10 protein-coding genes, 1 tRNA gene, 1 other RNA gene and 2 pseudogenes are annotated in these 12,318 nt (G+C 69.3%); 12 read left to right on the forward strand and 2 right to left on the reverse strand.

All coding sequences use genetic code 11. The features are described 5' to 3' along the window. The first annotated feature begins 20 nt into the window (after positions 1 to 20). The 3 genes from AB0368_RS31370 to AB0368_RS31380 all read left to right on the forward strand — a co-directional run bounded on the left by AB0368_RS31370 (position 21) and on the right by AB0368_RS31380 (position 1,809). Positions 21 to 230: a hypothetical protein gene (locus tag AB0368_RS31370; RefSeq protein WP_366157622.1), complete on the forward strand. Its 210-nt coding sequence runs from the start codon at positions 21 to 23 to the stop codon at positions 228 to 230. A 332-nt stretch (positions 231 to 562) separates the two neighbouring features. Continuing rightward, a complete protein-coding gene (locus tag AB0368_RS31375) occupies positions 563 to 904 on the forward strand; it encodes an STAS domain-containing protein (protein ID WP_366157623.1) in 342 nt (113 codons plus the stop codon). A gap of 101 nt (positions 905 to 1,005) precedes the next feature. Next, positions 1,006 to 1,809 (forward strand): class I SAM-dependent methyltransferase, encoded by an 804-nt coding sequence (locus tag AB0368_RS31380; protein ID WP_366157624.1) that lies wholly within the window; start codon positions 1,006 to 1,008, stop codon positions 1,807 to 1,809. Between the two features lie 731 nt (positions 1,810 to 2,540). Here AB0368_RS31380 and AB0368_RS31385 read toward each other — a convergent pair. Beyond that, positions 2,541 to 3,281, reverse strand: coding sequence for a GAF and ANTAR domain-containing protein (locus AB0368_RS31385; protein ID WP_366157625.1), 741 nt, complete (start codon positions 3,279 to 3,281; stop codon positions 2,541 to 2,543). A 353-nt stretch (positions 3,282 to 3,634) separates the two neighbouring features. Between AB0368_RS31385 and AB0368_RS31390 the strand changes: the two are divergent. The 4 genes and pseudogenes from AB0368_RS31390 to AB0368_RS31405 form a co-directional block, all read left to right on the forward strand. After that, positions 3,635 to 4,060 (forward strand): annotated as a pseudogene (locus tag AB0368_RS31390) (cell division protein FtsK); the annotation flags it as partial. Between the two features lie 491 nt (positions 4,061 to 4,551). Next, positions 4,552 to 4,815, forward strand: coding sequence for a helix-turn-helix domain-containing protein (locus AB0368_RS31395; RefSeq protein ID WP_366157626.1), 264 nt, complete (start codon positions 4,552 to 4,554; stop codon positions 4,813 to 4,815). Between the two features lie 221 nt (positions 4,816 to 5,036). Continuing rightward, positions 5,037 to 5,099 (forward strand): annotated as a pseudogene (locus AB0368_RS31400) (hypothetical protein); the annotation flags it as partial. Between the two features lie 128 nt (positions 5,100 to 5,227). Beyond that, the gene (locus AB0368_RS31405; protein ID WP_366157627.1) at positions 5,228 to 5,896 is read left to right on the forward strand and encodes a tyrosine-type recombinase/integrase; all 669 of its coding nucleotides are present in this window, start codon (positions 5,228 to 5,230) and stop codon (positions 5,894 to 5,896) included. A gap of 74 nt (positions 5,897 to 5,970) precedes the next feature. Here AB0368_RS31405 and AB0368_RS31410 read toward each other — a convergent pair. Beyond that, positions 5,971 to 6,058 (reverse strand) — tRNA-Ser (locus AB0368_RS31410). 84 nt (positions 6,059 to 6,142) lie between these two features. Here AB0368_RS31410 and ffs point away from each other — a divergent pair. From ffs to AB0368_RS31435, 5 genes are all read left to right on the forward strand, one after another. Then, an RNA gene (ffs, locus tag AB0368_RS31415) (signal recognition particle sRNA small type) lies at positions 6,143 to 6,233 on the forward strand. A gap of 74 nt (positions 6,234 to 6,307) precedes the next feature. Beyond that, a complete protein-coding gene (locus AB0368_RS31420; protein ID WP_366157628.1) occupies positions 6,308 to 9,523 on the forward strand; it encodes a DNA polymerase III subunit gamma and tau in 3,216 nt (1,071 codons plus the stop codon). 71 nt (positions 9,524 to 9,594) lie between these two features. Next, positions 9,595 to 9,927, forward strand: a complete 333-nt coding sequence (locus tag AB0368_RS31425) for a YbaB/EbfC family nucleoid-associated protein (RefSeq protein ID WP_366157629.1) — start codon at positions 9,595 to 9,597, stop codon at positions 9,925 to 9,927. A 4-nt stretch (positions 9,928 to 9,931) separates the two neighbouring features. Continuing rightward, entirely contained in the window at positions 9,932 to 10,525 is a 594-nt protein-coding gene (recR, locus tag AB0368_RS31430; protein ID WP_366157630.1) for a recombination mediator RecR, read from the forward strand. Positions 10,526 to 11,259: 734 nt separating this feature from the next. Then, a complete protein-coding gene (locus AB0368_RS31435) occupies positions 11,260 to 12,267 on the forward strand; it encodes an ABC transporter permease (protein ID WP_366157631.1) in 1,008 nt (335 codons plus the stop codon). The last annotated feature ends 51 nt before the right edge of the window (positions 12,268 to 12,318 follow it).

A 12,318-nucleotide genomic window follows, 5' to 3' on the forward strand; every position in this document is an offset into this window, starting at 1 on the left:
GTCTGTCATAAGGTTGACACGTGAGAGTTGAGAAGCACTGGTGGAATGGTGACGTCCGGCTTGCACGCCGGGACGTCTACGTCCGCACCGATGGCGAGGTCTGGGAGGTCGAAGCCCAGATGGGTGGCCCTCAAGGCAAATCCAAGGTGCAGCAGTGTCCGGGGAAGGCGTCCGCGCTGATCCTGGCAGACGCGTGGCGTGGTCCACGCTGGCAGTGGCGTCAGCTGTAGGACGCCAGGAGCCGGGCTGCGCCGCACGCAACCTTCTCTCGGCCAGCCGTTGAACGGGCCGGACCCCTCGGGGTCCGGCCCGTTTCCGTTGCACCGTCGCCGTTTCGTCCGCTGCCGATGCTTCGGTGCGCCGTCGCCTCCCGCTCCCGTTGCCGCTCCGCCGGCCCCCGCTGCCGCTGCTGTTGCTTCGTCGCACCGTCGCTTGTGGAATCCACGCTCGTGTCCGCGTAATGCGGATGGTCATTCGCGATCTGGACGGACGCTTTGTGCGCTATCCGCTGATCGGCCAGATCTAGGATGGCAACCCTCGCAACCAGGACGAAAGCGATGCCATGCAGGCCACCGTGACCGACCACCGCACCGACGTCGCCGTGCTCCGCCTGAGCGGCGAGCTCGACGCCGACACCGCCTCGAAACTCCACGAGCTGCTCGCCGACCTGCTCGAACGGCCGGTCCCGCGGATCGTGGTGGACCTGTCCGCCCTCAAGTTCTGCGACTCCGTCGGACTCAGCGCCTTCATCACGGCCAAGCAGGTGATCTCCGCCCGCGGCGGCTGGCTGAGCTTCGCCGGACCGAACCGCTTCCTCGTCGACCTGCTGGACACGGTGGGGCTGAGCCGGTACTTCGCGATCTTCCCCGAGGTCGACGACGCCATCGCGGCGGCGCAGATATAGAGTCACGCCGTTTCCAGGCCGTCGGCGGTTCCAGACTGAGCGCCGCTTCCAGACTGAGGGCGGCCTCCAAGCCGAGGGCGGCTCCAGGCCGAGGGGCGGGGATGGCGGAGGACTACGACGCGTACAGGCGGGATCTCTGGCGGGACAAGGCCGACGCCTACCGGCGCAGCTTCGCCGATCTATGCGCCCATCCCGTCGGCGACCTGCTCGACGCCGTCCGTGCCTCGTCCGGGACAAGCATCCTCGACGTGGGCTGCGGCACCGGTTCCCTCACCGAGGCCGCGTCGACTCGCAAGGCCGACGTCACTGCCGTGGACGCGGAGCCGAGCATGGTCGCGGCGACCGCCGCCCGCGTCTCGTCGGCCCGTATCTCGGTCGCGGCCCTGCCCCGCCTCCCGTTCGAGGCCGGGACCTTCGACGGCGTCGCGGCCAACTTCGTCATCAACCACGTCGCCCGTCCCGCCGTGGCCGTGACGGAGCTGGCTCGGGTGACGCGCCCGTCCGGTCGGGTCGGCGTGACGGTGTGGCCGCAGCCGGCGCCACCGCTGCAACAGCTCTGGGACGACGTCGTCGAGGCGGCCGGGGTGATCAGGCCGCCGACGCCCGGGGTTGCTGCGGACTTCCCGCGTACGGCGGATGGGCTCCGGGGTCTGCTCGAGCAGAGTGGCTTGGACGAGGTCGAGGTTCGGACCGTGCGCTGGGAGCATCGGGTCGACCCGGAACGGTGGTGGGCGGGTGCGGCTGACGGCCTGGCGGGCATCGGGTACGTGATCAGCCGGCAGGACGCCGCCACGGTCCAGCGGATGAGGGACTGCTACGACGAGCTCGTCCGGATGCACCTTGATCGGGACGGGTTGCTCTGCCTGCCCACGGTGGCGCTGCTGGCCGTCGGAAGGGCCCGCTGACGCACCCGCACCGGACCGGCCGTCGGGAAGGGTCGTTAACGCACCGGGCCATCGAACCCGGCCGTCGCAAGGGCCCGTTGACGCACCTGGCTGCCGGACCGGCCGTCGGATAGGCCCGCTGACGCTGAAGGTCGGCGCCGGCGGACGGGACCGGCCTTCGTGCTGATCAGCTGGCGGAGGATACGAGCTGGAACAGCGGCGCTCGGAGATTCTGACTTACATCGGTGAGGCTCGCGGCTCAGGCGTTGAACAAGTGCGTACGGCACGCCAGACCGTTGAGCGAGCCCGTAAGGCGGCAGGCGAAGCGGTTGAACTGGCAGCTGAGGCCCACGAGGTCACAGCGCACGCTCATGACCGCGCCGCTGCCGTACATGAGCAACTCTCCACACTTGACGAACGTGGTCGCAAACACCATCTGCGCCGTGCGGCTGAACACCGGCGCGCGGCCTGTGAGGATCGCGCGTATGCATCAGGGGACAACCATCGTATGAATCGATCTTCCCCAGCGGGACCTGCGGTGTGACGACGAGCCGTAGACGTGTTAACGCGCTCGGGCGCCATTTACGGCCCACGAACTCGGCTGTTAGGTGGTGCGTTCCAACGGTCGAGTTCAGCATCCATGTCCCGCTGATCCATCTGAGCCTCGCGCCTGTCGGCGGTCTGGTCACTTAGTGAGTGTTTGAGAAGCCTGCTTTCCGAGCGTGCTTAAAATGCTGTCCGTCGAGGTGTCACTATGTGGTGCTGTCGCCGGAGCTGAGTCCGGGCAGGGCGTTCGGGTCGGTGACGGCTTGGCGGGCGACGTCTTTGAGTCGCTGGTTCGTGCGTCGTGCGTAGGCGCGCAGCAGGGTGAAGGCCTGGTCGACGCTGATGTTGTGGGCTTGAGCGATCGCTCCTTTGGCCTGCTCGATGAGGACTCGGCTGTCCAGTGCGGTTTGCAGCTGTTGGGCGTGGCCTTCGGCGTGTTTGATCGACCGGCGGTACAGCAGGCTGCTAGTGGCGACGTCGGCGAGGCACTGCACGATATGCAGATCGGTGTCGTCGAAGGCGCCGGCGGTGGTGCCGAATACCCCCAGCGCGCCGATGGCGTGCTCGCGTAGCCGCAGTGGGAAGGCGTGCACGGAGCGGAATCCGGCAGCGCTGGCGTGCGGTGCGAATTGTGGCCAGCGTTCTGCCGCACTCTGCAGGTCCGTGTTGATCACCGGTTCGCGCTGGTGGAACGCGTCCACGCATGGGCCGTCCTGCTTCTCCAGTTGCAACAGTTCCAGAAGCTTGGTGGTCTCGTCCGAGGCGGCCATGTAGTGCAGACGGCCTTGCGGGCCGGCCAGCAGCGTTCCGGCGGTGGCATCAGGGACTAGTTCGGCGAGGTGGTCCGCGAGCATCTGCAGGAACTCGACGACGTCGAATTCGGGGCTGTGGGTGTCGGCGACCTCCACGAACATCGTCGCGAGACGGTGCGGAGACACGGTAATCATGATCGGCTCCCAGACGCTTCGGTGGTGGGTGAAGACTCCGCTGACTTACCCAGCGCCAGCACCCGGGCAGCGTTTGTCAGGGCTGTTCTCGGACGTGTTGAACCTGCGGCGTGCTGTCGGGTGGCTGCACGGCCCGTTCGAGGCGCCGGACCATCGTATCGATCGCGGCCCACGGATCATCGCTTCGGAGACTGCAGGATCACGTTCGTAGTCGCGGGCCAGGCGGCGGAGTCCGACGGATACCGCCGCTCACGCTCCATCCGGCCAGCTTGGTGACTGTGCTGTTCGTGCTGGCGTTCCTCCCGGCCTGGGCAGTATTAGCGTTGGTGGCCCCGGACTGGCTGTGCAACACCGTGATAGCGGCGCTGGTGGCCGTGTACGGCTACCTCGGCGCCCCGGCCGACAAGCCGCTGCTCGACACCGCTGTGGTGCGCCACGACGCGGCACCGTTGACCTCGGCGGAGGTGTTCGCCGCTCTGGCGGCGTTGAACATCGCCGGGATCAATCAGGCCATCCGCCGCGGTGACAACGGAAAGCGCTGGTTCCCGGCGCCGGTCGCGCGGGAGAACGGCGTCGGCTGGCGCTGCGAGGTGGAACTCCCGCGCGGCGTGACCGCCTCCACGGTGGTCGAGAAACGCGAGGAGCTCGCGGCGGCGCTGACGCGCCCGCTCGGGTGTGTGTGGCCGGAGGCTAACGCCGAGGTGCACCCCGGGCGCCTGGTGTTGTTCGTGGCCGACAAGGACATGTCCCGGGCGAAGCAGAAGCCGTTCCCGCTGCTGTGCTCGAAACCCATGGATACCTGCGCCAACTCGAACCACCCGCACCGAAGCGAGTGGGCGGCCGACCCCCCCTCGCCGAGCTACCTCGTCCACCCCGACGTGCACCGACCCGCCGCCGCCACCGTGCACGCCCTCGACAGCGTCCGGCGGTCCGCGTGACCGCCCTGACAGAACTGACACAACTCCCGACCAACCGAGGTTCTGTCAGTTCTGTCAGTTCTGTCAGTTCTGTCAGGCCCACTCCTGTCCCCGGTTACGTCGAACAGGCGCGGGAGCAAACCCCGCCAGAGCCACACAGACACTCCGACCCATCCGTCCATACCGAGTCATCTCGGATCATGGCTCTGCGGCCTTCTTGGCGGGCAGGTAGGAGCCCGCCTAACGCCACGACATCCGTACGAGCCCCGGATGACACCGCGACGACGAACGGGGCTCACAGCCCCAACGGACCCGCTAGCGCAGCACCGCCGCATCGGAATGGGGAAGCCGAAGTGGAACCGCAGAACCTGGACTTTGTCTACACCGTCGCCGAGGCTGCTCGGCAACTCAAGATCGGCCGGACCGCCATGTACGAACTCGTCATGAGTGGCCGAGTCCGCTCGGTCACCATCGGCCGATGTCGCCGTATTCCAGCCAGTTGCATAGCGGCCTACTTGGCGCAGTTGCTGGAACAGCCTGAGGATCTTCCGCCGCCGCCTGAGGGGAATGCTGACAATGGGACGACGCAAGCCGAACGGAGCATCGAGCATCTATGAGGGAACCGACGGAGCTTGGCACGGCCGAGTAACGGTCGGCGTCAAGGACGACGGCACACCGGATCGCCGTCACGTGCGCGGCAAGACGGAAGCGATCGTCCACGCGGAAGGTGCGCGCGCTCGAAAAGGAGCGCGACGCGGGAATCGTTCGCAAGGCCGGTCAGAATTGGACCGTCGGCAAGTGGCTGACGTACTGGCTGGAGAATATCGCCGCGCCCAACGTGCGTGAAAACACCCTCGACGGGTATCGAGTTGCCGTCAACGTGCACCTCGTTCCCGGTCTCGGCGCTCACCGTCTGGAACGGCTGCAACCTGAGCACATTGAGAAGCTGACTCAGAAAATGCAGCAGACCGGCAGTGCGCCGGCCACCGCGCCAGCATTTCCGAGCGCAGGAACCGGGCGCGGTGGGCAATGGCTTTGGCGCTCGGGATGCGGCAAGGTGAAGTGCTCGGGCTCATGTGGGAAGACATCGACCTCGCCAATTTCTCGCTCCGCGTACGGCGCGGCCGGTTGCGCCCGAAGTACGCGCACGGATGCGAGACCGCCTGTGGACGCAAGGCCGGGTATTGCCCCCAGCGGCAGAAGACCCGAGCAGACACGAACGACACCAAGTCGCGAGCTGGTCGACGCAGCATCGGGCTCCCGCCCGAGATCGTGGAGCTACTCAAGCTGCACAAGGCAGAGCAAGGTGCCGAGCGCAAGACGGCAGCCCGAATGTGGGAGGAAGGCGGTTGGGTCTTCACGACTCCCGTCGGCCGCCCACTGAACCCGAACACCGATTACCACGACTGGAAGCAAATCCTTCGCGACGCCGGGCTACGTGATGGCCGCCTGCACGACGCCCGGCACACCGCCGCGACCGTGCTCCTCATCCTCCAGGTGCACGAGCGAGCCGCGATGGGAGTCATGGGCTGGGCGACCACGAGCATGGCAGCTCGCTACCAACACGTGACCGACCCAATCCGGGCCGACATCGCCAAGCGAGTGGGTGGCCTCATCTGGAGGTCCGCCGAGCCACCCCCGGCGGATCCGTCGGCCAACCAGGCAGGGGGCCAGAAGAGCGATCCGGAGGCCGCCTGACGACCAACTGAGACCACCTACGCAGAAGGGCCGATCCCTCAGAGGGTCGGCCCTTGCGTCGTGCCTGGTCAGGCTGGCGGAGGATACGAGATTCGAACTCGTGAGGGTGTAAACCCAACACGCTTTCCAAGCGTGCGCCCTAGGCCACTAGGCGAATCCTCCGTCCGACAGGATACAGAACCGGCCCACCGGGTTTCCGCGGGACTGCCCGGTGACTCACCGGAGGCTCCGGGTACGCTGTCCCACAGCCCCTCGTGCGGCGCGTACCCCGTGAACCTCCCCAGGGCCGGAAGGCAGCAAGGATAAGCGGGCTCTGGCGGGTGCACGGGGGGTCCTTCACTTCTGGGGCACGCCGTTTGTTCTTGTCACACCCTCGACGGAGAATGGCGCGGTCGTCAGGAGGAGGCAGGAGTGGCACTGGCCCTCTACCGCAAGTACAGGCCTCGCACGTTTGCCGAGGTCATCGGGCAGGAACACGTCACCGAGCCGCTGTCGCAGGCATTGCGCAGCGGGCGGCTGCACCACGCCTATCTGTTCTCCGGACCGCGCGGCTGCGGCAAGACCTCCAGCGCGCGCATCCTGGCCCGGTCGCTCAACTGTGAGCAGGGTCCCACTCCCGAGCCGTGCGGCGCCTGCGGGTCCTGCAAGTCGCTGGCCAACGACGGCACCGGGTCGATCGACGTCATCGAGATCGACGCGGCCAGCCACGGCGGCGTCGACGACGCGCGGGAGTTGCGGGAGAAGGCGTTCTTCGCGCCCGCCAACAGCCGCTACAAGATCTATGTCATCGACGAGGCGCACATGGTCTCGTCGGCCGGCTTCAACGCGCTCCTCAAGCTCGTCGAGGAGCCGCCGGACTACGTCAAGTTCATCTTCGCCACGACCGAGCCGGAGAAGGTGCTCGGCACGATCCGGTCGCGGACCCATCACTACCCGTTCCGGCTGATCCCGCCGGCGGTGCTCCGGCCGTACCTTCAGCAGTTGACCGAGGCCGAGGGCGCCCACGTCGATCCGGCGGTCTTCCCCCTGGTCGTCCGGGCCGGCGGGGGCAGCGCCCGGGACACCCTCTCGGTCCTCGACCAGCTCATCGCCGGGGCCGGCCCCGAGGGCGTCGGCTACGCCCGCGCGGTGGCCCTGCTGGGCGTGACCGACGCCGCGCTGATCGACGAGATGTGCGACGCGCTCGCCGCCGGCGACGGCGCGGCGGCGTACCAGACCATCGACCGCGTCGCCGAAGCCGGCCACGACCCCCGCCGCTTCGCATCCGACCTGCTCGAACGGTTCCGCGACCTGATCGTGCTCCAGCAGGTGCCGGACGCGGTCACCAAGGGCCTGATCGACGGCCCGGCCGACCAGCTCGACCAGATGGGCGCGCAGGCCACCCGCCTCGGCCCGGCAACCCTGTCCCGCTGCGCCGACATCGTGCACAACGGCCTGGTGGAGATGCGCGGCACGACGGCCCCGCGCCTGCTCCTCGAGCTGATCACGGCCCGCATGCTCCTCCCCGGCGCCGACAACTCCAGCGGCGCGTTGCTCCAGCGGTTGGAGCGCATGGAGCGGCGGCTCACCCTCACTTCAGACCACGATTCGGTACGCCCGGAGCACCCGTCCCCGCCCGCCGCAACGTCCTCGGGCGCCGCCGGAGCTCCGGCGGGGAGCGGGGGCCTGTCGGCGGCGCGGGCGGCCGCGGCCGCGGCGAGCCGGCGAGCGCCTGGTCCGGGCGGGGCCGGCGGCGCTGAGCCGGAGCCTTCTGGGCCGGCCACGGCTTCCGCTTCCGCTTCCGCCTCCGGTTACGCCTCCGGTCTCGCTTCCGGTTCCGCTTCCGCCGAGTCCTCGCCAGAGCCGGCGTCCGTCGTCGCGCCGGTGTCCGCTGCGCCCTCACCCGACCGGACCCACGCGGCTCCTTCCCCCGAGCCGACTCTCGCGGCTTCCTCGGCGGCTTCCTCGCCGGAGCCGACTCTCGCGGCTTCTTCGACCGGGTCGACTCTTGTAGCTTCTTCGTCCGAGCCGGCGTCGCCCCTTGCGTCCGCTTCCCCCGTTCCAAGTCCCGCGCCGCCAGCTGGTGCCTCCGAGATTGCCATCGATGCTCCGGCCCCATCTTCGGACGCCGTCGTGCCCACTCCCAGCACCGACACGGGATCGGCAGCTTCGGCGATTGCGGCGCCTGTGCCGGTCTCACCGGCGCCCGAGCCTCGACGGGCCGAGCCGGCCGGGATCATGCCGGATGCCCCCGATGAGCCCAGTGCCGTCGAGGCCGTCCCGGGCCAGCTCTCCGCCGCCTCGATCCGCGAGGTGTGGCCGGAGATCATGGTCGCGGTCGGGCGGAAGAGCAAGAAGATCGCCGCCCTGGCCCAGGGCGCGACGGTCCGTGACCTCGAGGGCCAGACCGTCGTCCTGACGTTCCGCTTCCCGGCGCACGCGCGCATGGTCGCCGCCGAGCCGCAGCTCATCTCGGACGCCCTCTACGAGGCGCTCGGGGGCCGGTGGCAGATCCGGTGCGACGTCGCGGGCGAGGGTGGACAGGGTTCCGGTGGGCGTCCCGCACCTCGGGGGCCGCAGGGTGGTGGCGGTCCTGCTCCTCGGGGGCCGCAGGACTCGGGCCCCGGGCAGCCTCGGCCGGCGCCGGATGAGGCCGTGGAGCAGCGGACGCCGGCTCAGGCGCGTACCGGATCGGGTGCATCCTCCCGGCAAACCGCGACCGCGCCGCAGAGCTCGGCCGACGAGGAGGATGACGGGGGCTGGCCGGAACCGGTCAAGCCCGGCGGCCTCGCGGCCCCGGAGGTCTCCCCGGCCGCTGATTCCTCGGCGGCTCCTCCGGCGCACGACGAGGATGAGGACGAGAGCTGGCCTGAGCCGGTCCAGCCCGGGCATATCGGCAACGCAGAAGTGCCGGCGGCCGAACCTTCCGCTGAAATTGCCCGTCGGCCCGCCGTGCCGGAGGCGCGCGCGGTTCCTCGCAACGACGCGCCGGGCGCGGCGACCGATTCCGGTGCAGGCGGGGCGGGCTCCGTCAACGTCGGAATTGGTGCCGTTGTCGCCGGCTCCACGAGTGACAATGCACCGAGCCCGGGCATCGCCGCCGCTCGAGCCGCTGCCGCCCGGGGTGCCGCACCCGCGGGCATCCGGCCCGGCTCCCAGACCGCCGCATCGGGCGCGGCCGACCGATCCGGCGCTGCGGGCGGCGCGTCCGGCGGCGTGGCCGTCCGGCCCGGCTCTGCAGGAGGCGCGGCTGGTCGGCCCGGCTCTGCAAGTGGCGCTGCGGGCGGTGCGGCTGTCCGGCCCGGTTCCGCGGGTGGCGCGGCTGCTCGGCCCGGTTCCGCGGGGGGCGCGGCTGCTCGGCCAGGTGGCGCGGGCGGGCGGCCCGGGTCTCAGGCTGGTCCCAACGGTGGGCCGGCGAACGGCGAAGGCGCCTGGTCCGACGGTTCACCGACCGAGGAAGCGCCCTACGACCCCGACTACGACGGGCCGATCCGCGGTGCCGACGGGTCTTCGTTCGAGGGGTTCGATCCCGGTGACGAGCCGCTCGACGACGTGATCGACGAGAAGACCGCGCGGCAGAGCAGTGAGCAGCAGGCGGTGCGGCTGCTGCAGGAGGCCTTCGGGGCCGAGAAGATCAGCGAGTCCTGACCCGGCTCCCCGGGTGCGCGGCCGCGCGCGGGACAATGGACCGTACTACCCCCTGGACTGAGGAGTGACGAATGCGCCCCGGTGGACAGCCGAACATGCAACAGATCATGAAGCAGGCGCAGAAGATGCAGCAGCAGGTCGCCCAGGCGCAGGCCGAGCTGGCCGAGGCCGAGCTGACCGGCACCGCCGGCGGTGGCCTCGTCACGGTGGTCGTGACCGGACTCGGTGAGTTCAAGTCCGTGAAGATCGACCCCAAGGCCGTCGACGCCGACGACGTCGAGACGCTGGAGGACCTGGTGCTCGCGGCGATCCACAATGCCGCCGAGGCGCAGCGCGTGCTCACCGAGCAGAAGATGGGCCCGGCCACCGGTGGTCTCGGCGGCCTGACCCTGCCGGGGTTCTGAGTCCGTGTACGAGGGCGCCATCCAGGACCTGATCGACGAGCTGGGACGGCTCCCGGGCGTCGGCCCGAAGAGTGCCCAGCGAATCGCGTTCCACGTCCTCTCCGCCGACCCCGCCGACGTGAACCGGCTGGCCACCGCCCTGCGCAAGGTGAAGGAGCTGGTCCGCTTCTGCACGATCTGCTTCAACGTGGCCGAGTCGGAGCAATGCCGGGTCTGCCGCGACTCACGGCGTACCAATGAGGTGCTCTGTGTCGTCGAGGAGCCCAAGGATGTCGTCGCGATCGAGCGCACCGGCGAGTTCCGCGGCCGGTACCACGTCCTGGGTGGCGCCATCAATCCGCTCGAGGGCATCGGCCCCGACAACCTGCGCATCCGTGAGCTGCTCATGCGGCTGGGTACGGGCGAGGTCAAGGAGCTGATCCTGGCCACGGACCCGAACACCGAGGGCGAGGCGACGGCTACCTATCTCGCCCTGATGGTGAAGCCGATGGGCATCGCGGTGACCCGGCTCGCCAGTGGCCTGCCGGTCGGCGGTGACCTGGAGTACGCCGACGAGATCACGCTGGGCAGAGCCTTCGAGGGGCGCCGCGCCGTCTGACGGCGGCCGCCCGCCCCGCGCCGCCGGGCCGGGCGCCGGGGGCGACCAAGGCGAGCAGCGGGGCGAGCGGGGCCGGGTGCCGGCCGCGACCGAAGACGAGCACCGGGCGAGGTGCCGGAATCGCCGCCCAGCCGCGCGGCCAACCCCGCATCCGCCGGAGCCGAAACAGCACCGATCGCCCGCCGCCGTCCAAAGCACCCCACGGCCGTCCGAAAGCAACAGTGACGTGTCGACAACCCCCGACCCGCCCGACACCCCGTAGTCCGAACGGCGGTCGAGGCCCCCGAACCATCCCTCGGCCGGATGACACCGCCCTCCACCGGTCAGCCGACTGTTCCCGACGTCACTCTTTCATCGTCGCAACCCGGTCTCTTTTGCCCGGTTTAACCTACTTCTCGGTCTTGTACCCGGTAGTTTTCCGTCTTGGCGGGCGCCTAGGTCACGGTCGCATCACGGGCGAGACACGGAAGCTACCGAGAGCTGGCGACAGCCTTGACCGCACCCCCGCCTTAGGTGAATGTTCCTAACGATGGCGGCACACCCGCCGTCGGCTGCCTCCGCGGCCCGGCCGGACCTGGCCGGTTCTCGGAGGACGGCACTCGAGGCTTGCGTTAACCGATCGGTTGCCGGAGCGCTGCGGGAGCCATCGCCTCCGGACGAACGGGCCTTTGCCCGCTTGAAGAGGCTATGGAGCCGTGTGGTGGTCGGCGGCCGGGGAAAGGACCGGCGGTTAGATGTCGATCGGCCCAGAGGCGTCGATTACCGATGAGCGGTCGGCGCCCACCGACGACCCCGCCGACATTCGCGACAGTGGCGAGAAGGCGGTCGTCGGCCGGTCGCTGAAGCAGATCGCCTGGCGGCGGCTCAAGCGCGACAAGGTCGCGATGGCCGGTGGCATCGTCGTCATCATCTTCGTGCTCCTCGCTTTTCTCGCGCCGGTGCTGACCGGCCTGTGGGGCCACCCGATCAACGAGTGGCACGGCGACACGATCGACACCACGATCGGTACGCCGTTGGGCAGGCTCGGTGGCATCAGCAAGGAGTACCTGCTGGGTGTCGAGCCGGGCTCCGGCCGCGACATCTTCGGCCGCATCCTCTACGGCGCGCAGACCTCGCTCGTCGTGGCCGTCCTGGCGGCCCTCGTCTCCACCTTCCTCGGCTCCCTCTTCGGGCTGGCCGCCGGCTACCTGGGCGGCTGGGTCGACTCGGTGATCAGCCGGATCATGGACTTCCTGCTGGCCTTCCCGCAGCTGCTCTTCGCGATCGCCCTCGTCTCCGTCCTGCCGCACGAGATGTTCGGCCTGGGTGGCCGGTGGTCCCGGGTCGGCGTGCTGGTCGGGGTCATCGGCTTCTTCGGGTGGCCGTACATCGGGCGCATCGTGCGGGGCCAGACCCTGTCGCTGCGCGAGCGTGAGTTCATCGAGGCCTCCAAGAGCCTCGGCGCCCGCTCCCCGCGCATCCTCTTCCGGGAGTTGCTGCCGAACCTGGCCGCGCCGATCCTCGTCTACACGACGCTGATCATTCCGACCAACATCCTCACCGAGGCCGCGCTGAGCTTCCTCGGCGTCGGCATCCCGCCGCCGAACCCGTCGTGGGGCGGGATGATGTCGGACGCGTTGAGCTACTACACGACCGACCCCATGTACATGATCATTCCGGGCGTCATGATCTTCGTTACCGTACTGGCCTTCAATCTCTTCGGAGACGGCCTGCGGGACGCCCTTGACCCCAAGGCCCGCTGATCACATCCGTGATCTGCCGGGTCGTGGTGCACCGTCGCACGGTTCGCGGAG

The sequence above is a fragment of the Actinoplanes sp. NPDC051475 genome (assembly GCF_040689425.1).
Classification (GTDB): domain Bacteria; phylum Actinomycetota; class Actinomycetes; order Mycobacteriales; family Micromonosporaceae; genus Actinoplanes.